Genomic DNA, 19695 nt, shown 5'->3' with positions numbered 1-19695 from the left:
TTTACACCCACTGCTCCCTCCACCTGCCCGCCGCCTATGAAGCACGTTGCGCGGTGAAGAGGTGCGCATTATAGACAACCAAAAACTTAATGCAAGAAAAATGTGGGCGAACTTCGTCGTTTCGGCGCAAGGGCTACAGCACCTGGTACACCCGCAACTCGAAGCCCTTACCCACCATCGACCCATCGAGCGGCTTGAGCTTGGAAACCTTCCCGTCCGCCGTAATGAAAAGTGGGACATTCTCGCGAATCGTCCCTTGGGGGGCGATGATACGAACGGCCTCTCCCCGAAGGACGGGATCGCAAAAGAACATATCGACCGGAACCCGGCCATCATCGACACGAATCAGTGCCGGCCGTACAGATAGCGTTTCAATGCCGACCTCGGCAATTCCCTTGGCAAAACGCACCCGCCGCACAACACCCAGATGCCAGCTCGACCCATCCTTGGGACGAAAGGCGAGCAGATCACCACTTTCAGGAGTCGAGTCGGGCGCACCACGAATCACAAGTGCGCCGACGCCCCCCCTGCTGAGATCGGTAATCTGCCACCCACGGTTGTCGACCTCGCCAGCAGCGACGAATAGGCACCTGACAGCCTCATATCCGCGCACAACGAGCAATTCTTCGTTAACCAGGTGCCGGCGAAAGCGCCTCACCGGCGGACGATGCGACCAGAGTCGGCGCAGATGCGCGGCTGCATCACACAGAAGACCGGAATCGCTCCCCGCGAGTGCGGGCGGCACGCCCCCACGCAGCAGTTGACCGTGAAGCTCCGCAAGGAATTCGACCGCCGCACCCGGAACATAGCTCCAGCCCAAAGCGGCAGTGGCACGGGAAGCGCGGACGGGGACAGGGGCCGCGGGCGGATTCACCAGATAAAGCGCGACTGGAGAGACGCCAGGCTGCAATGTCAGGAAGGGCAGACAAAGATCCACCACCCGGCAGGCAGCGATGCAGGCCGGGAAACTGAGTTGATCCAGCGCTACAGAATGGTAGGCGATTGCGCGCAGATACTCCTGGGCCAGACCGCTGCCCCCACCGCCGCCGCGAGTTACCCGGGCAGCAGTCGCGTCGATGAACAGCGTGCCCAACTGCGCCCAGATCTCGGGGTCCGGAACCTGCTTGCCGACAAGATCCCAGCGAATCACTTCAACCAGCATCCGGGCGAACCCCGGGAGCGCGACGGACGAGCCGACATCGCCGTGATCAGCCAACAGAGAGCGAAAGACACCCAGAACATCCCGCACCGATGTACGAACCGTAGCGATCCAACGGCTCCAGCCTTCCGGATCCGGAGTGCCAGCCGTTGCGTCGCGGTCGAGATCGGGGCCGAGATTTCGTATTGTGGACAGAAAGTCGTCAAGATAAACATCGACGTCCGCTCCACTTTGCGGCGCCAGATGCTCCAGGCGAAACCGGGTGCAAAAGACCTGCGCTGCCATCTCGATGGCCCGGACCGGATCCTGAACCTTTGATGGCCCCTCACCCGAGGTAAAGTCGAATATGTCGCCCCTGCTCTTCACCGCCTATCCTCCGGCCCGGTTGGCGATCGTACCCGCCGGACACTCACCAGATGGCTCTTCCTGATGCACTAGCCGCAGTCAGTTACAAGCTCGAAAAGCGAGCTTACACAATCGCGAGTGCATAAGGCCAGATTTCCGACAAACCATCTCTACACAGGTAGAATTCCGGACTTTACCCGGAAGCTGCCATGAACCAATATCTCGACTTGATGCGGCATGTGCTCGAGCATGGCGACCGCAAGACGGATCGCACAGGTACCGGTACCCTCTCGGTCTTCGGGTGGCAGATGCGGTACCCGCTGAACCAGGGTTTCCCGCTCCTTACGACCAAAAGACTGCACACCCGGTCGATCATCCACGAGTTGCTGTGGTTTCTCCAGGGCGAGACCAATATCCGCTACCTGAAAGACAACGGGGTATCGATCTGGGACGAATGGGCTGATGAAGAAGGCGAATTGGGCCCGGTCTATGGCAAGCAGTGGCGACACTGGGAGGCCGCCGACGGAAGCAGAATTGATCAAATCGCACAGCTCGTTGAAGGCCTGAAGCGGAACCCGGACTCGCGTCGCCACCTCGTGTCCGCCTGGAACCCCGGCGAGGTGGACCGTATGGCGCTCCCCCCCTGTCATGCACTGTTCCAGTTCTACGTCGCCAACGGCAAGCTGTCCTGCCAGCTCTATCAGCGCAGCGCTGACATCTTCCTCGGGGTGCCCTTCAACGTCGCCTCATACGCCCTGCTCACGCTCATGGTGGCCCAGGTTTGCGGATTCGAAGCCGGAGATTTCGTGTGGACGGGGGGCGACTGTCATCTCTACCTGAATCATCTGGACCAAGCGCAGGAGCAGCTCGGACGTGCCCCGCGTGCGCTACCGAAAATGAGCCTGAACCCGGAAGTGAAGGATTTGTTTGCCTTCCGCTTCGAGGATTTCACCCTTAGCGGCTACGACCCCCACCCTCACATCAAGGCGCCGGTCGCAATATGAACAAGCTCCCCGATGTCGTCCTGATCGCCGCGGTTGCCCGCAATGGCGTCATTGGCAGGAACAATGCACTCCCGTGGCACCTGAAGGCGGACCTCGTACGCTTCAGGAGCGTGACCATGGGGCACCCTGTACTCATGGGACGGAAGACATGGGAATCGCTCGGACGTCCGTTGCCCGGACGGCGCAATCTGGTGATTACCCGGACTCCAGGATACTCGGCGGTGGGCGCGGAGACCTACCCGGATGTCGACAGCGCCCTGAATGCGCTTGCAGATCTGCCGCAGGTGTTCGTGATCGGAGGCGCCGAGATCTATCGGCAGATGTTGCCGCGGGCGCGCACGCTGATGCTGACCGAAGTGGCTGCGGACGTTGCCGGCGACGTCCACTTTCCGGCGTTCGACCGCCAAGGATTCGTCGAAGTCAGCCGGATCAGTCACAAGGCCGACGTCGTGAACGACCACGATTATGACTTCGTGGAGTATCAGCGCCGGAAGTGACCACCACATCGGTCGATCGAAAAAGGGGCCGCTTGCGGCCCCTTTTTCGATGATCCTATCGATGCACTGAAGTCCGAATCACTTCGAGTGTACGCAGTCCACGTAGTAGCGACCATCCTCGCCCTTCACCAACCCATGAATATCGGTTTCGAAACCGGGGAAAGAGGCGTTGAAATCACGCGCAAACTTGAGATATCGCACGATGGTCGCGTTAAACCGCTCGCCAGGGATCAGAAGCGGAATACCCGGCGGATAAGGCGTAACCAGCATCGCCGTCACACGCCCTTCGAGCTCGTCGATCGCAACCCGCTCAATCTCGCGATGCGCCATCTTGGCAAAAGCATCGGCCGGTTTCATCGCCGGCACCATGTCCGAAAGATACATTTCGGTGGTCAGGCGGGCGATATCGTGCGCTTTGTAGAGCGAGTGGATCTGATTGCACAGATCCTTGAGTCCAACCTTTTCGTAGCGCGGATGCTTGCCGATGAACTCGGGCATCACCCGCCACAGCGGCTGGTTGCGGTCGTAGTCGTCCTTGAACTGCTGCAACTCGGTCACCATCGTGTTCCAGCGACCCTTGGTGATGCCGATCGTAAACATGATGAAGAACGAATAGAGACCGGTCTTCTCGACGATGATCCCGTGTTCGGCCAGATACTTGGTGACGATGGCCGCAGGGATGCCGGTGTGGTCGGCGAAGTCACCGTCGACATCCAGCCCCGGCGTGATGATCGTGGCCTTGATCGGATCGAGCATGTTGAAGCCCGGCGCCAGGTTGCCGAATCCATGCCAGCGTTCGCCAGCTTTCAGCATCCAGTCCTCGCGCTCGCCCAGCCCCTCCTCGGCGAGATACTCCGGCCCCCAGACTTTGAACCACCAGTCGGCCTCGCCAAACTCGGCCTCGACCTTGCGCATCGCGCGACGAAACTCGACCGCCTCCGACAGCGACTCGTTAACCAGCGCGGTGCCGGCCGGGGCCTCCATCATCGCCGCGGCCACGTCGCAGGAAGCGATGATCGCGTACTGTGGCGAGGTGGAGGTGTGCATCAGATAGGCTTCATTGAAAATGTCGCGGTCGAGCTTGCGCGTCTCGGAATCCTCCACCAGGATCTGCGACGCTTGGGACAGACCGGCAAGCAGCTTGTGGGTCGACTGGGTGGAGAACACCATCGACTCCTTGCATCGCGGCCGCCCCTCGCCGATGGCGTGATAGTCGCCGTAGAAATCGTGGAATGCCGCGTGCGGCAGCCAGGCCTCGTCGAAATGCAGGGTATCGATCTTGCCGTCGAGCATGCCCTTGATGGTTTCGACGTTGTACACGACACCGTCATAAGTCGACTGGGTGATGGTCAGGATCCGCGGCTTCTGGCTCCTCGCAGCGCGGGCGAACGGATTCGCATCGATCTTGCGCTGGATGGTCTCCATCGAGAACTCTTCGAGCGGGATCGGACCAATGATGCCGTAATGGTTTCGGGTCGGGGTCAGGAACACCGGCACCGCACCGGTCATGATGATCGAGTGGAGAATGGACTTGTGGCAGTTACGGTCCACCACGACGATATCGTCGGGCGCCACGGTGGTGTGCCACACCATCTTGTTCGACGTCGAGGTCCCATTGGTCACGAAATAGAGGTGGTCGCAGTTGAAAATCCGCGCCGCATTGCGCTCGGAGGCGGCCACCGGTCCGGTGTGGTCGAGCAACTGACCGAGTTCATCCACGGCATTGCACACGTCGGCACGCAACATGTTCTCGCCGAAGAACTGGTGAAACATCTGTCCCACCGGGCTCTTCAGGAAGGCGACGCCGCCGGAGTGGCCGGGACAATGCCACGAATACGAGCTGTCGGCCGCATAGTGCACCAGCGCGCGGAAGAATGGCGGGGGCAGCGACTCGAGATAGTTCCTTGCCTCGCGGGCGACGTAGCGCGCAATGAACTCGGGCGTATCCTCGAACATGTGGATGAAGCCGTGCATCTCGCGCAACACGTCGTTCGGAATATGGCGCGTGGTCCGGGTCTCGCCATAGAGGAAGATCGGAATTTCCGAGTTGCGGAAGCGAATCTCCTCGACAAAGGCGCGCAGTCCCGCGATCGCATTTGCCGAAGCCTCCGGCGACGAGAACTCCTCATCGTCGATCGACAGGATGAAGGCCGAACCCCGACTCTGCTGCTGGGCAAAGGACGTCAGATCGCCATAGCTGGTCACCCCCAGGACCTCGATGCCCTCCTCCTCGATCGCCTTGGCAAGCGCGCGGATACCAAACCCCGACGTGTTCTCGGAACGGAAATCCTCATCGATGATGATGATGGGAAAGTGGAAGCGCATCCTTCAGGTCTCCAGCACGGTGCCAGGGCGGGCAAAGCGGGATTTTACCCCCGCAATCGTTGCCCGCTCGTTACCGGAAATGTTCAAAAAGACAAAAGGGCCGTCAGCCGGCCCCGTGCATCGCGGATGATCGGTACCGGCTCAGATCTTGGGCAGGGTCACCCCGGTCTGACCGAGGTACTTGCCGCCACGATCCCGGTACGAGGTTTCGCACACTTCGTCGGACTCGAAGAACAGCATCTGCGCGATGCCCTCGTTTGCATAGATCTTGGCCGGCAGCGGCGTGGTGTTGGAAAACTCCAACGTCACATGCCCCTCCCACTCGGGCTCGAGCGGGGTGACATTCACGATGATGCCACAGCGTGCATAGGTACTCTTGCCCAGACACACCGTCAGCACGCTGCGCGGAATCCGGAAGTACTCGACGGTGCGCGCCAGAGCGAAAGAGTTGGGTGGGATGATGCAGACATCGCCAACGAAGTCGACGAAGTTGCGGGCATCGAAATCCTTGGGGTCGACGATCGTCGAATTGATGTTGGTGAAGATCTTGAACTCGTTCGCACAGCGCACATCGTAGCCGTAGCTCGAAGTGCCATAGGAGACGATCTTGCCGCCGTCATTGACCCGCACCAAATCCGGCGCGAAAGGCTCGATCATGCCTTTCTGTTCAGCCATGCGGCGGATCCACTTGTCGGACTTGATGGACATGAGCAATGCTTCCTGTGCGGGCAGCCGGAACGTCCGGCTGCGTAAAATCTGCCTAGTTTAGGCCAAGCGCCGCCGATGCGAAAGCAGACGCCGGCACAAAACCCGCTCAGGTGTTCTGGATCACGATATTGGGGAACTTGTGCGTCATGTCCTTCGACTTCTCCGCGATACTGACCGCGACCTTGCGTGCGATCGCCTTGTATGTCGCGGCGATGCGCCCGTCCGGATCGGACACCACGGTCGGCGCGCCCTGATCGGCCTGCTCGCGGATCTGCAGGTCGAGCGGTAAGGCGCCGAGGAAGGGGATTCCGTAATCGTCACACATCTTCTGTCCACCGCCGGTACCGAAGATATGCTCCTCGTGACCGCACTTCGAACAGATATGAATGCTCATGTTCTCCACCACGCCGAGGATGGGAACACCCACTTTCTCGAACATCTTCAAGCCCTTGCGTGCATCGAGCAGGGCGATGTCCTGCGGCGTGGTGACGATCACCGCCCCAGTCAGCGGCACGCTTTGCGACAGGGTCAACTGGATGTCGCCGGTACCCGGGGGCATGTCGATCACGAGGTAATCCAGATCCTGCCAGTGGGTTTCCTTGAGCATCTGGTTCAGCGCCTGAGTTGCCATCGGTCCACGCCAGACCATCGGCGTTTCGATATCGACCAGGAAACCGATCGACATCGCCTGCAGGCCGTAGGCCTCCAGCGGCTCCATGGTCTTGCCGTCAACCGACTCCGGCCGACGTTCGCCGATACCGAGCATCTGCGGTTGGGAGGGCCCGTAAATGTCCGCATCGAGCATGCCCACCTTCGCCCCCTCGGCGGCCAGCGCAAGTGCCAGATTGACGGCAGTGGTACTCTTGCCCACGCCCCCCTTCCCCGATGCGACGGCAATGATGTTCTTCACCCCGGGCAGCAATTTCACGCCATGCTGAACCGAATGTGCAACGACCTTGCTCGAAACCTCGATATCCACCCGGCCAAGCCCGGGCAAAGCGGCAAGGGCCTCGCGCAATTTCTGGCGTACCGGCTCGTGCTGGCTCTTCGCGGGGTAGCCAAGCTCGACATCGAAGCGCACATCGGCGCCATTGATCGCCAAGTTCCGGATACAGCGGGTCGATACGAAGTCCTTCCCGGTGTTCGGGTCGATCACGGATTTCAGCGCTTCGGTAACGACGTCGGGGGTCAGGCTCATGATGGCTTCCTTCAGGATCGGTCCAACCGCAAATTCGCGGGGTCGGATGAAATCATACCGGACGCGGCCGTTTCGCTCACCCTCATGTGCAACAAGGTCTTCCATTCAATGGATTTCCGGCGATAATATGCCATTTCGATAACCCTATCAGGACTCGCGATGAACACCAGCACCCCCGGCTCGGCCGGCAAATTTCTGCTCATCCCTTTGTGTCTGAGCGCATTGCTGTTGGCAGCCTGCGCCACGCAGGGGAACGTCGCCGATGGCCCGGCGGCAAAACCCGCCATCCCGACCCCCACTGCCCCGACTGCGAACTGGGCCGAGCTGCAGCAAGAACTGGGCAACGCACTCGGCACCATAGACGGCGCCGAAATCCTTGCCCCGTCGGCAACAGAGCTTCATCTACGCATACCCGTCTCCAACGGCTTCGGATCCGGCAGCGCCGAACTGCGTCCGGCGCTTACCGGCGCCCTCGACGGCGTCGTCCCTGCCCTCGTCGGGCACCCCGAGGTCGTCCTTCACATCGTCGGCCATACGGACAGCGTCGGCAGCGAGATGTACAACCTGCAACTGTCGATCAAGCGTGCCGAGGCGGTGATGGAGTACCTGCGCAGCCGCGGGGTTGCACTGGACCGGATGTCGGCCGACGGCCGGGGCGAAGCCGAGCCGATTGCCGACAACGCGCGCGAATCGAACCGCACGCGCAACCGACGAGTCGAGATATTCGTGCGTGCGCGGGGCTGATGATCGCGCGGAGAGCGTTCGACGAACGCTCTCCGCTTCGGCAACACCACAAACCGACCACATCCGGTTAAGGGTGAAGCGGCCGGCTTTGCTAAACTCTCGTCTTTCGAATCACGCAAAGCCATCATGTCGCGCAAGATCCTCGTCACCAACGCCCTGCCCTACGCCAACGGCGACATCCACCTCGGCCATCTGGTCGGATATATCCAGGGCGACATCTGGGTGCGCTATCAGCGCATGCGCGGCAACACCGTGCACTACGTGTGCGCGGACGACACTCACGGCACCCCGGTCATGCTGCGCGCGGAAAAGGAGGGCGTCACCCCCGAGCAGTTGATCGACCGCGTGCATGGCGAGCATCTGCGCGACTTCACCGCCTTCGGCGTCGCCTTCGACAACTACCACTCCACCCACAGCACCGAAAACCGTGCCTACGCCGAAGACATCTACGGCAAGCTGCGGACTGCGGACCTGATCGACACCCGAGCGATCGAGCAGTACTACGATCCGGTCAAGGAGATGTTCCTCCCCGACCGCTTCATCAAGGGCGAGTGCCCCAAGTGCGGCGCGGCAGACCAGTACGGCGACAACTGCGAAAGCTGCGGCGCCGCCTATGCGCCCACCGAACTCAAGAATCCGTATTCCGCGGTGTCCGGTGCCAAGCCGATGCTGAAGACGTCCGAGCACTACTTTTTTCGCCTCTCCGACGAACGCGCCGTAGCCTTCCTGCGCGAATGGACCCGTGGCAGCAACACCGCCGGTACCCGTCGCCTGCAGGCCGAAGCCGCCAACAAGATGAAGGAGTGGCTTGGGGAGGAAGGCGAGAACACGCTCTCCGACTGGGACATCTCGCGCGACGAGCCTTATTTCGGCTTCGAGATCCCCGGCGCGCCCGGCAAGTACTTCTACGTCTGGCTCGATGCGCCGATCGGTTACCTTGCGAGCTTCCGCAACCTGGCCGGCAAACGCGCCGACATCGTGGTCGAGGATTACACCGATGGCGCACGGGCCGAGGCGGCCGGTACCGAGATGGTGCATTTCATCGGCAAGGACATCCTCTACTTCCACGCCCTGTTCTGGCCCGCCATGCTGAAGTTCGCCGGCTACCGCACCCCCAGCCAGCTGTGTGTCAATGGCTTCCTCACCGTCGACGGCGCCAAGATGAGCAAGAGCCGCGGCACCTTCATCACCGCGCACTCCTATACCGAGCAGAAGCTCAACCCGGAGTGGTTGCGCTACTACTTCGCGGGCAAATCCAACGGCACCATGGAGGACGTCGATCTCAACCTCGACGACATGATCGCCAAGGTCAATTCCGACCTCGTCGGCAAGTTCGTGAACATCGCCAGCCGCTGCGCCGGCTTCATCAGCAAGCGGTTCGACGGCAAGCTTGCCGCAGCCGAGAACGTGGCGACGACCGAATTCGCCGCGGCCTGGACCGCGGGCTCGATCGCCGCCTGTTACGAAGCGCGCGACTACAGCCGCGCCCTGCGCGAGATCATGCATCTTGCCGACCTCGCCAATCAGTATGTCAACGAACACAAGCCCTGGGAACTCGCAAAGCAGGACGGGCAGGCGGCACGGCTGCACCAGGTATGCTCCACCGCACTGACCATGTTCCGCGACCTCGCCCGCTATCTGAAGCCGGTGCTCCCCGCCCTGGCGGCGCAGGTCGAAGCCTTCCTCGCCATTGCCGAGATGGCCTGGGACGGGCAATGGCAGCCGCTGCCGGCCGGCCATGTCATCAACGGCTATTCGCATCTGATGACCCGCATCGAGCGCAGGCAGATTGACGCGCTGCTCGCCGCCAATCGCGAATCGCTCGCGCCGGCCGCACCGCTAAAGACCGAGGACGACGCGAAGGCCGCCTCCTCGCCGCAGCGCCACGCGGAGAAGCAGCAGCACGCCGCGCAGTCCGCGGAAACCGCATCCGAACACATCTCGATCGACGATTTCACCAAGGTCGACCTGCGCATTGCGAAGATTGTCGATGCGCAGCACGTGGACGGCGCGGACAAGCTGATCCGGCTGCACCTCGACATCGGCGAAACGGACGACGCTGGCAACCCGAAGCCACGTCAGGTCTTTGCCGGGATCAAGTCCGCCTACGATCCGGCCACGCTCGTGGGACGCCTGACGGTGATGGTCACCAACCTCGCCCCGCGCAAGATGAAGTTCGGCATGAGCGAGGGCATGGTGCTCGCCGCCTCCGATCCGGACGGCAAGACCGGAGGCCTCTACATCCTGTCGCCGGACAGTGGCGCCACCCCGGGCATGCGGGTCAAGTAGGTCATGCCACTGACGCCCTCCAAACGCTGGATCGCCCTGCGGCGTGCTGGCAGGGGGCGTCCGTCTCTGTAGTGATCGTCCGCGCGAAACGCACCAGACCGACCTACGGAGCCACCATGAATATCAAGTTTCGCCCCAAGCTGCTCGACACCCTGCCCGGGTACGAGCGCAGCGCCTTTACTCACGACCTGTCGGCCGGCATCACGGTCGGCGTGCTCGCACTGCCGCTCGCGATGGCCTTTGCGATCGCGTCCGGCATGTCGCCCACGGCCGGGATCTGGACTGCGATCGTTGCCGGACTGCTGATCTCGCTGCTCGGCGGCTCGCGCGTCCAGATCGGCGGTCCGACCGGCGCCTTCATCCCGATCATCTACGCTATCGTGGTCGACTACGGCGTGCAGAACCTGCTCATCGCCACCATGATGTCCGGCATCATGCTACTGGCGATGGGGGCGTTCAGGCTCGGCAGCATGATCCGTTTCATCCCGCTGTCGGTGGTGATCGGGTTCACCAACGGCATTGCGGTCGTCATCTTCATGTCTCAGATCAAGGACTTCCTCGGACTGACGATCGACAACCTGCCAGGCGAGTTCTTCGCCAAGGTGCAGGCACTCTACTCGGCGCTGCCGAGCCTGCACCTGCCCACGCTCGTGGTCGCCGTCACCTCTCTCGCGGTGCTGCTCCTCTGGAACCGGAAGGCCACCAGCGTGGCGTGGATGCGGCGCATCCCAGGCCCCCTGGCGGTACTGATCATCGCCACCGCAGTGAGTGCCCTGATCGGCTTGCCAGTCGACACCATAGGCAGCCGGTTTGGCGGGATCCCTCAGGAACTGCCATCCATCGGCTTGCCTGAACTCTCGCTCGGCACGGTGGGCAAACTGATCGCCCCGGCGCTGACCATTGCGCTGCTCGGCGCGATCGAATCGCTACTGTCGGCCCGCGTTGCCGACAGCCAGATCGACGACCGCCACGACCCCAACCAGGAGCTGATGGCCCAGGGCATCGCCAACATCGCGGCACCGCTGTTCGGCGGTTTCGCCGCCACCGGCGCGATCGCGCGCACCGCCACCAATATCCGCACCGGCGGCCGCACCCCGATGGCCGGCATCGTGCACGCCTTGGTGTTGCTGGCGATCGTACTTGCCCTGGCACCGCTGGCCAGCCACATCCCGCTTGCGACCCTTTCGGCGATTGTCGTGATGGTCTCGATCAACATGGGGGAATGGCATGCCTTCGCACCGAAGAGCCTTGCGCGCTACTCGGTGCAGTATCGAACCATCCTGCTCGGCACCTTCTTCGTCACGGTGATCTTCGACCTCACCCTGGCGGTGGAGCTCGGCATGGTGCTGGCCAGCCTGTTCTTCATCTACCGGATGTCGGACCTGACCCGGATCGAGCGCATTCCGCTGGAAGAACATTACGGTATCGAGGCGCTGTCGCGCACCGACGGCACCCCGCGCATCCTCGCCTACCGGATGTTCGGCAGCCTGTTCTTCGGTGCCGCCAACAAGCTGGAGAACCTGCTGTTGATGCAGCACGGCCACCCCGACGTAGTCATCCTCGACATGGACAAGGTAATCAATATCGACACCACCGGGCTGGACATCCTGCAGACACTCCAACGCAACCTTGGCAAACGCGGCGCGAGCCTGATCCTGAGCGGACTGAACTCGCAGCCAGGCTCGCTGGTGTTCCGCTCCGGCTTCCTCGACGAACTGGGCGACGACAATGTCACCACCAACATCACCGAGGCCCTGATCCGCGCCCAACGCCTCGGCGGCAGAGAACCGGAAGTGGCTTACGCCTGAGCACCGCGAGCCTCGCCGAATCGCAACAGGGAATCGGCGAGGCCCGGACCATTCGAGTCTTATTCAAGCAGCGACGCGCTCGGCAGCAGCGCGGTAGTGGCGCTGGGCCTCTTCGGGATGCTCGAGTTGCTCGAGCAGGCGCGCAAGTGCCAGATGGGTCTCGACCGTGGGCGCAAGGTTGAGCGATGCCTCGAGGTAACTCTGCGCCTTGCCCCACAGCTGGGACACGATGCACAGACGTCCCAAGGCAAACAACAAGCCCGCATCCCGCGGATGTTGCTTCAGCCACGCTTCGCCCTTGGCCAGGCAGGCCACGGCATCGCCGGCCCCCTCGCCACAGTGTCCATAAAGACGCGCCAGTCCATCGTCCCACTCCGCGTCCAGCAGGCGTTCCAGCGTACGCCGCACCAAGGCGCCCTGGCCCGCATCCGCGAGCAGCGGCACCGCACGCTCGACCAAACGCCGATCGGCCAATTCATCCGCCGGAATCTCGTTCCACAGCAGCGCAAGCGCGTCCCCCTCACCGGCACGTTCCTGCAAGCGTTCGAGGTGGGCGCGCCGCAACAGCGGCAACGCCTGCTCGTCCGACAAGGCCTTGTGCTTGCGCAATTGGCGGGTCAGGCGCAGCGCCTCTTCCCAGCGCCGCAGTGCGGAGGCTACCCGCAAGGACAGACGCAAGACTGCGATATGGCGGTGTCCGGCCAGCTTCAGGGTTTCGAGGCGTTCCGCAGCCTCTTCGAAGCGGCGGTGCTCGATCGCGAGTTCGGCCTCGGTCATCAGGCGCGCCACCCGTGCCTCCTCGCCGAGGTCGGCAGCCCGGCCCAACCAGATACGGTAGCGGGTGTCGTCATGCATGGCGTGTGCCGCCCGTGCCGCCAGCAGCGCGGCCATTGCGGGGCTCTCGCCCGACGAAAATGCGGATGAGGCAAATTTCAGGGATTGGGTGAAGCGCCCTTCGAACAAGGTCCGCAAGGCGTCCCGTAAGGCCTGCCCCGCCCGCTGACGCCGCCGGCGTTCCCGCCACTGCCCAACCGCGGCCGGCAGCGCCAACGTGCGCCGGACGAGCCGGATCGCCAGGTACCCGACCGCAAAACCGAGCACCAGCAAGAGCAACAACAGATTGAGCGACAGTTGAGCCCGCCACGGCGGCAGAACGACAAGCACATAGCCGTCGTTGAGCCCTGCCAGCATTGCCATGCCGGCTGCGAGTGCAAAAATACCGATGAGCCAGATCAGGGCGCGCATGGTCGGCCCTCAGTTCCGCGGAGCCGCGGCCGGCGTATCGCCTGCCGGTTCGGACGGAACGGTGGCCGGCGGCGAGACCTTACCCGGCACCTCACCCCGGCGCGATTGCAGCAGGCGCAAGGCACCGAAGCTGTTGGTCAGGCCGTGACGCTCGACCGTGACCGGCATGGCCTCGAGCGCGCGCAGTTCCGCGATCGCGGAACTCACGGCTTCGTCGCGGACATCGAAGAAGCGTTCTATCCATCCTCGCGCCTGCGCGAGATCGGCGGCGTAGGTTCGGCCGTCGCGCGCCAACAGGGCCAGACGGGCCGTAAGCAGTCGAATCTTAAGGTTCTCGCGCAGAAAAGTGCTTTGCGCCGGCGCCAGCAGGACCGGCTCGGCGGCCTGATCCAGACGCTCGACCCGAACCAGCGTTTGCAGGTCCTGCCACACATCGAGCGCCAACTGGGCGATGAAATCCAGCGCAGCCACGCCGCTACTGTCCATCACCGGCCCGGGTGTGCTGCCGGGAGCACTCTGTGCCTCGCCGGCAAAGGCCAGGGGCAGTCCGTCCGTACGCTCGAGCAGACGCTCGAGACGCAGGGCCATTCCGGCCACATCTACCACCGGCTGCTGCCTGAGCACGTCGATATCACTCGCCAGAGCTCGACGCAGCGGCGCCAGCTGGCCGCGATCCTGCATCGCGAGGCGCGTTTCGGCTCCCTGCAGGGCAATCAGGGCAGCCTCGACATTGCCGGCCAGTTGCAGCTGTTGCGCCGCGATGGTGACAGCCTGCTCGACCTCGGCCACCACCCCATCTTCCTGCGAGCGGGAAAACTGCTGATAAAGCGTCTCGAGCGCAGCCGCCTGACCCTCGGTCGCTTCCACCTTCGATTCGAGCGCACCGAGCTTGCCCTGCAAGCTTGCAATCGACTCCTGCTGCTGCCGCGAGATCGCCCGCGCCTCGGTCGCTACGGATTCACCCGCGGACAGGCGGCTGGCGAGCTCCTCGCGCAGGCCGACAGCCTGAGCACGCAGCTCCCAGGCCTGCCAGCCGGCAAACCCTGCGCCGGCGAGTGCCACGAGCGCCAGCAACACGGCCCACCCCGCGCCGCCGCCAGTGCGCGCAGGACCGGCAGCGGGTATGGTAGCGGCCGCCCCGGCGGGATCCGGAGTGCGATCGGAACCACTCCCGGCCTGTGAAGCGGACAAAGGGGGCGCCTCGGAAGGCGGCTGAACCAGTGCGGGGGTTTCTTCTTTCATGCCGAGAGTTTAACCAAAGTGTTGAACAAGCGCGCGCAACAAGCCCTCGTCGCCCGCTTCCGTCGCGATGACATGGGTCAGCCCCAGGGCGCGACACTGCGCCGCAATGCGCGCATGCGGTACCAATATGGGCAGGTCGCCCAGCACGCCCATGCCCTCCGCACCGACGATGGCCGCCAGATTGCGTGCGCCTTCGCTGCTGGTCAGCAACAAGGCATCGACCTCGCCCCTGAGCACCGGCCCGAGGAGCAAGGCGGGATCGATCTCGGGGCAGGAGCGCCGGTAACAGGCAAGATATTCGACGCGGGCCCCGCGCTCGACGAGGGTCTCGCCCAGCAGATCGCGGCCGCCATCGCCCCGCAGGACAAGCACGCTGCGCCCGCGCACCGCGTCCGCAGCAAACTCGGGCAAGGCCAGCACGGCCTCGCTGTCGAAACCCGTAGCGGGCGCAATCACGTTCTCGAACCCGCGCTCAGCGAGCGCGCGTTCACTGCCTTTGCCGACGGTCGCTACGCGCAGCCGCTCGGGCCACTTGCGCACGGCCAGCAGACCGTCGAGCGCAAACCTGACCGCATTCGGACTGACGAAGAACGCCAGATCGAACGCATCCAGTCGGGGGGCGATCTCGTCGAATGCGGATCGATCGACAACCGGGCTGACTGCAAGCAGCGGAAAATTCAGGGCACGCCCGCCCCGCGCCTCGATCGCCCGACACAGGGTTTCGGCCTGTCCGGCAGGGCGGGTCACCACGATCGTCCGCCCGTTCCAGGCACCGCCTGCCCTTTCGCCCGCGGCCACGACGCCCGCCCGGTCCGCTCAGCCGAGCTCGGCCAGGATCGCCTCGGCACCCTGTGCGCGCAGGTCCTCGGCCAACTCGCGCCCGATCGCCTCGGCGTCGGCCGGCGCACCCTCGCGTTCCGCGCGCACCATGCGACTACCGTCTGGGACGGCCACAAAACCACGCAGCCATAACGCCCCTCCACGGATCTCCGCGTAGGCACCCAGCGGAACCTCGCAGCTGCCGGCCAAGGCACGCGCAACCGCACGTTCTGCCCGCACACAGGCAGAGGTATCCGGATCGTCGAGCGGCTGCAGCCAGCGCACCACGTCGGCGCGTGCACCAAGGCACTCGATCCCGAGCGCCCCCTGCCCGGCGGCCGGCAGCGACACCTCCGACGTCAGGGTGGAGCGGATCCGCTCGCCCAGGCCAAGACGGATCAGCCCCGCTGCGGCCAGGATGATGGCATCGTACTGGCCCTCGTCGAGCTTGCGCAGACGGGTATCCAGGTTGCCCCGCAGGCTGGTCACGCCAAGAAAGGGATACTGTGCGTGCAACTGCGATTCGCGGCGCAGGGACGATGTTCCGACCACCGCCCCTGGCGGCATGTCGGCCAGTGAATCGTAGCGATTGGAGACAAACGCATCGAGCGGAACCTCACGTGCCGAAATGCAGGCCAGGGTGAACTCGTCGCCCATGGTCATCGGCACATCCTTCATCGAATGCACCGCAATATCCGCCCGGCCGTCGAGCAGCGCCGTTTCCAGCTCCTTGACGAACAGCCCCTTGCCCCCCACCTTTGCCAACGGCCGATCGAGGATCTGGTCGCCGCGCGTGGTCATGCCGAGGAGTTCCACGCGGCACTCGGGATACAATCCTTCGAGACGTGCCTTGACATGCTCGGCCTGCCACAGGGCAAGACGACTTTCTCGAGTGGCGATGACGATACGCTCGGGGGCTGCAGGGATGGCCGCCGTGGGGCGGGATCCGGAGTTGGGTTGGCTCACGATAGGAGGACTCATGCAGGAGAATCGGTTTTCATGTTGCTGACAGCGCGACTTTGCCGCACTGCAGCATCAGGGTTCGCACCAATGGCGCGCAAGCTGGCAACGATTCTAGCATGCGTACCGGTGGCCCTGAGCGCAGCAACGGCCCTACCCGCGGCCGGTGACCTGGCTGCCGATGCCCGTTTGATGCGGTCATCGGCCCAGCCCTTGGTGGTGCTTTACAGCCAGACCGGCTGCACCTGGTGCGAGGAAGCACGGCGCTACCTGGTGCCGCTGTCGACGGCTGACGAGTCGCACGGCCGCGCGCTGTTCCGGCAAATCGATATCGACTCGGATACGGCGCTCACCGACTTCGCCGGCGTGCGCACGACGCACCGTGCGTTTGCGCGAACACGAAAAATCCGGCTGACGCCGACGGTCGCACTCTATGACGCCGACGGCAGAGAGCTGGGTCAAGCCATTGTCGGCCTGCGCCTGCCCGACTTCTATGGCCAGTACATCATCAATGCAATCGACGCCGCACGCAGCACCCTGAAAGCACGCTGACCACGCCACTACAACCCGACCAATCAGACCTCTCTGCCCATGACCCATGACAAGGACGCGCCCCTGCGCGAAGACATCCGCCTGCTCGGTCGCCTGCTCGGCGACACCGTGCGCGACCAGCAGGGCGAAGCAAGCTTCGACCTGATCGAACGCATCCGCCAGACTTCGGTGCGCTTTCGCCGCGACGACGACCTCGCCGCGCGGCGCGAGCTGGAGGGCTTTCTCGATGCCCTGTCGCGCGAGCAGACCATACAGGTGGTGCGCGCGTTCAGCTATTTTTCGCACCTGGCCAACATTGCCGAAGACCAGCACCACATCCGCCGTAGCCGCGCCCACCTGCTCGCGGGCTCGGCGCCGCGCGAGGGCAGCCTGGCCTACGCGCTCGATCACGTGCTCGACAAGGAAATTGCCACCCCCTCCGGGCTCGCCGCCTTCTTCGACGGTGCACTGATTTCGCCGGTACTTACGGCGCACCCCACCGAAGTGCAGCGCAAGAGCATCCTCAATTGCCAGACCGTGGTCGCCCGCCTGCTCGACGAGCGCGACCGCATGCAACTGACCCCGGACGAGGCCGAGACCAATCTCGAGGCCCTGCGCCGTGCCGTGCTCACGCTGTGGCAGACCCGCATGCTGCGCCCCGCCCGTCTGTCGGTGATCGACGAAGTCAGCAACGGCGTGTCCTACTTCGAAACCACCTTCCTGCGCGAACTGCCGCGCCTCTACGCCACGCTCGAAGATCGCCTGGCGATCTCCGACCCCGCGATCGGCGCACTCGAGTTGCCGGCCTTCCTGCAGGTCGGCAGCTGGATCGGTGGCGACCGCGACGGCAACCCCTTCGTCACTGCCGAGGTGCTCGAGCACGCGCTGGCAATGCAGGCCGCTGCCGCACTCGGCTACTACCTCGACGAGCTCCACACCCTGGGCTCGCAACTATCGCTCGCGCTGGGCCTGGTCAGCGCGTCGGATGCCCTGCTCGCCTTGGCCGAGCATTCCCCCGACCGCTCCCCGCACCGCTCCGACGAGCCCTACCGGCGTGCGATTTCCGGGATTTATGCGCGCCTGTCGGCCACCCATCGCGCCCTGCTCGGCAGCGACCCCGTACGCCATCCGGTCGCCGATGCCGAACCCTACCCGAGCGCCGACGCCCTCAGCGACGATCTCGACATCCTGCACCGCTCGCTGGTCGCCAACGGCAGTGCAGCGCTGGCGCGCGGACGCCTGCGTCATCTGCGCCGCGCGGTGCGCGTGTTCGGTTTCCACCTGGCGCCGATCGACCTGCGCCAGAATTCGGATGTCCATGAGCGGGTCGTCGCCGAGCTGCTCGAGGTGGCGCGCCCTGGCGCCGGCTACCAGGCGCTCGACGAGGCGGGCCGCTGCGCCCTGCTGCTCGAGGAACTCGCCACCGCGCGCCCGCTGGCCTCGCCCCATGTCAGCTACTCGGAAGAAGCGGAGTCCGAACTCGGCATCTTCCGCGCCGCGCGTGCCGCTCATCTGCGCTATGGCAAGGCGGCAATCCGTAACTGCATCATCTCCAAGACCGACGATGTATCCGACCTGCTCGAACTGGCCGTGCTGCTGAAGGAGGCCGGACTGCTGCGGCCACTCGAGAACGCGCTCGACGTCGACATCATCCCGCTGTTCGAGACCATCGGTGACCTCGACAACGCCGCGGTGGTGATGGACCGCCTGTTCTCGATTCCGATCTACCGCACGCTCATCGGCCACGCACGCCATGAGACGCAGGAGGTGATGCTGGGCTATTCGGACAGCAACAAGGACGGCGGCTTCCTGACCTCGGGCTGGGCACTGTACAAGGCCGAGGGAGAACTGGTCGAGGTCTTCGACCGCCACGCCATCCGCCTGCGCCTGTTCCATGGCCGTGGCGGCTCTGTCGGGCGCGGTGGCGGTCCCAGCTACCAGGCCATCCTGGCGCAACCGGAAGGTGCGGTGCAGGGACAGATCCGGCTTACCGAACAGGGTGAAGTCATCGCCGCCAAATATGGCAACCCGGAAGTCGGCCGCCGCAACCTCGAAGTGCTGGTCGCTGCGACCCTGGAAAGCAGCCTCAGGCCAGTCGGCGCCGAGCTCACGCCGCCGGCCTTTCTCGACGCCATGCAGACGCTGTCCGACACCGCCTTCACCGCCTACCGCGGGCTGGTCTATGAAACCCCGGGCTTCGAGCAGTACTTCTGGGAATCGACGGTGATCTCCGAGATCGCCGGCCTCAACATCGGCTCGCGCCCCGCCTCGCGCAAGAAGGGCACCCGGATCGAGGATCTGCGCGCCATCCCCTGGGTGTTTTCGTGGTCGCAGTGCCGGCTGATGCTGCCGGGCTGGTTCGGCTTCGGCTCCGCGGTGCAGGCCTGGCTGGCGGCGCATCCGGAGGACGGTCTGGCCCGCCTGCAGGCGATGTATCGCGACTGGTCCTTCTTCGCCACCCTGTTGTCCAATATGGACATGGTGCTGGCCAAGACCGATCTCGCCATCGCCTCGCGCTACGCCGCGTTGGTCAAGGACACGGCCCTGCGCACCAGCATCTTCGACCGCATTCGTGCGGAGTGGAAAGAAACCGTGGATGCGCTGCTGGCAATCACCGGCCAGGACGAACTGCTGACCGCAAACCCGCTGTTGAAACGCTCGATCCGCAACCGCTTCCCCTACCTCGACCCACTCAACCACGTGCAGGTCGAACTGCTGCGGCGCCACCGCGAACAGGGCGACGACGAGCGCATCCGGCTCGGCATCCACATCTCGATCAACGGCGTCGCCGCCGGCCTGCGCAATAGCGGCTGAAGCCGGT

General features: G+C 64.0%; 15 protein-coding genes. 7 read left to right on the top strand and 8 right to left on the bottom strand.

Going from position 1 to position 19695, the window contains the following annotated elements:
• Positions 1-133: 133 nt before the first annotated feature.
• Positions 134-1525, bottom strand: coding sequence for a hypothetical protein (locus AC3A35_RS18655; protein WP_487437698.1), 1392 nt, complete (start codon positions 1523-1525; stop codon positions 134-136).
• A 188-nt stretch (positions 1526-1713) separates the two neighbouring features.
• On the opposite strand from AC3A35_RS18655, the gene AC3A35_RS18650 reads away from it, so the two are divergent.
• A complete protein-coding gene (locus AC3A35_RS18650; RefSeq protein ID WP_487437697.1) occupies positions 1714-2508 on the top strand; it encodes a thymidylate synthase in 795 nt (264 codons plus the stop codon).
• Positions 2505-3005: a dihydrofolate reductase gene (locus tag AC3A35_RS18645; RefSeq protein ID WP_487437695.1), complete on the top strand. Its 501-nt coding sequence runs from the start codon at positions 2505-2507 to the stop codon at positions 3003-3005. Before AC3A35_RS18650 ends, AC3A35_RS18645 begins: the two co-directional genes overlap by 4 nt.
• A gap of 78 nt (positions 3006-3083) precedes the next feature.
• On the opposite strand, the gene AC3A35_RS18640 is transcribed toward AC3A35_RS18645, so the two are convergent.
• The 3 genes from AC3A35_RS18640 to apbC all read right to left on the bottom strand — a co-directional run bounded on the left by AC3A35_RS18640 (position 3084) and on the right by apbC (position 7236).
• Positions 3084-5330, bottom strand: a complete 2247-nt coding sequence (locus tag AC3A35_RS18640; protein WP_487437694.1) for an Orn/Lys/Arg family decarboxylase — start codon at positions 5328-5330, stop codon at positions 3084-3086.
• Positions 5331-5471: 141 nt separating this feature from the next.
• Positions 5472-6038, bottom strand: a complete 567-nt coding sequence (dcd, locus tag AC3A35_RS18635; RefSeq protein WP_487437692.1) for a dCTP deaminase — start codon at positions 6036-6038, stop codon at positions 5472-5474.
• 106 nt (positions 6039-6144) lie between these two features.
• The gene (apbC, locus tag AC3A35_RS18630) at positions 6145-7236 is read right to left on the bottom strand and encodes an iron-sulfur cluster carrier protein ApbC (protein ID WP_487437690.1); all 1092 of its coding nucleotides are present in this window, start codon (positions 7234-7236) and stop codon (positions 6145-6147) included.
• A 159-nt stretch (positions 7237-7395) separates the two neighbouring features.
• Between apbC and AC3A35_RS18625 the strand changes: the two genes are divergently transcribed.
• From AC3A35_RS18625 to AC3A35_RS18615, 3 genes are all read left to right on the top strand, one after another.
• A complete protein-coding gene (locus AC3A35_RS18625) occupies positions 7396-7980 on the top strand; it encodes an OmpA family protein (RefSeq protein ID WP_487437688.1) in 585 nt (194 codons plus the stop codon).
• Between the two features lie 126 nt (positions 7981-8106).
• Positions 8107-10269 carry a methionine--tRNA ligase gene (metG, locus tag AC3A35_RS18620; protein ID WP_487437687.1) on the top strand — a complete coding sequence of 721 codons (2163 nt, stop codon included), beginning with the start codon at positions 8107-8109 and terminating at the stop codon, positions 10267-10269.
• A 116-nt stretch (positions 10270-10385) separates the two neighbouring features.
• Complete coding sequence (locus AC3A35_RS18615) at positions 10386-12077, top strand: SulP family inorganic anion transporter (RefSeq protein ID WP_487437686.1); 1692 nt, start codon at positions 10386-10388, stop codon at positions 12075-12077.
• 63 nt (positions 12078-12140) lie between these two features.
• On the opposite strand, the gene AC3A35_RS18610 is transcribed toward AC3A35_RS18615, so the two are convergent.
• From AC3A35_RS18610 to hemC, 4 genes are all read right to left on the bottom strand, one after another.
• A complete protein-coding gene (locus AC3A35_RS18610; RefSeq protein WP_487437685.1) occupies positions 12141-13322 on the bottom strand; it encodes a heme biosynthesis HemY N-terminal domain-containing protein in 1182 nt (393 codons plus the stop codon).
• A gap of 9 nt (positions 13323-13331) precedes the next feature.
• The gene (locus AC3A35_RS18605) at positions 13332-14399 is read right to left on the bottom strand and encodes a uroporphyrinogen-III C-methyltransferase (RefSeq protein WP_487437684.1); all 1068 of its coding nucleotides are present in this window, start codon (positions 14397-14399) and stop codon (positions 13332-13334) included.
• 174 nt (positions 14400-14573) lie between these two features.
• Positions 14574-15311 carry a uroporphyrinogen-III synthase gene (locus AC3A35_RS18600; RefSeq protein WP_487437683.1) on the bottom strand — a complete coding sequence of 246 codons (738 nt, stop codon included), beginning with the start codon at positions 15309-15311 and terminating at the stop codon, positions 14574-14576.
• Between the two features lie 69 nt (positions 15312-15380).
• Positions 15381-16364 (bottom strand): hydroxymethylbilane synthase, encoded by a 984-nt coding sequence (gene hemC / locus AC3A35_RS18595; RefSeq protein ID WP_487437681.1) that lies wholly within the window; start codon positions 16362-16364, stop codon positions 15381-15383.
• A gap of 18 nt (positions 16365-16382) precedes the next feature.
• On the opposite strand from hemC, the gene AC3A35_RS18590 reads away from it, so the two are divergent.
• Entirely contained in the window at positions 16383-16895 is a 513-nt protein-coding gene (locus AC3A35_RS18590) for a thioredoxin fold domain-containing protein (RefSeq protein WP_487437679.1), read from the top strand.
• 39 nt (positions 16896-16934) lie between these two features.
• A complete protein-coding gene (gene ppc / locus AC3A35_RS18585) occupies positions 16935-19688 on the top strand; it encodes a phosphoenolpyruvate carboxylase (RefSeq protein WP_487437678.1) in 2754 nt (917 codons plus the stop codon).
• The last annotated feature ends 7 nt before the right edge of the window (positions 19689-19695 follow it).

Source organism: Azoarcus sp. Soil_N_20, from assembly GCF_057656155.1.
Note: the sequence above shows the minus strand (reverse complement) of the source record. Positions and strands in the feature narration are given on the sequence as shown.

Coding starts and splice junctions, on each gene's coding strand:
- AC3A35_RS18650 (WP_487437697.1), top strand. CDS start 1,714: ATGAACCAATATCTCGACTTGATGCGGCATGTGCTCGAGCATGGCGAC.
- AC3A35_RS18645 (WP_487437695.1), top strand. CDS start 2,505: ATGAACAAGCTCCCCGATGTCGTCCTGATCGCCGCGGTTGCCCGCAAT.
- AC3A35_RS18640 (WP_487437694.1), bottom strand. CDS start 5,330: ATGCGCTTCCACTTTCCCATCATCATCATCGATGAGGATTTCCGTTCC.
- dcd (WP_487437692.1), bottom strand. CDS start 6,038: ATGTCCATCAAGTCCGACAAGTGGATCCGCCGCATGGCTGAACAGAAA.
- apbC (WP_487437690.1), bottom strand. CDS start 7,236: ATGAGCCTGACCCCCGACGTCGTTACCGAAGCGCTGAAATCCGTGATC.
- AC3A35_RS18625 (WP_487437688.1), top strand. CDS start 7,396: ATGAACACCAGCACCCCCGGCTCGGCCGGCAAATTTCTGCTCATCCCT.
- metG (WP_487437687.1), top strand. CDS start 8,107: ATGTCGCGCAAGATCCTCGTCACCAACGCCCTGCCCTACGCCAACGGC.
- AC3A35_RS18615 (WP_487437686.1), top strand. CDS start 10,386: ATGAATATCAAGTTTCGCCCCAAGCTGCTCGACACCCTGCCCGGGTAC.
- AC3A35_RS18610 (WP_487437685.1), bottom strand. CDS start 13,322: ATGCGCGCCCTGATCTGGCTCATCGGTATTTTTGCACTCGCAGCCGGC.
- hemC (WP_487437681.1), bottom strand. CDS start 16,364: ATGAGTCCTCCTATCGTGAGCCAACCCAACTCCGGATCCCGCCCCACG.
- AC3A35_RS18590 (WP_487437679.1), top strand. CDS start 16,383: ATGTTGCTGACAGCGCGACTTTGCCGCACTGCAGCATCAGGGTTCGCA.
- ppc (WP_487437678.1), top strand. CDS start 16,935: ATGACCCATGACAAGGACGCGCCCCTGCGCGAAGACATCCGCCTGCTC.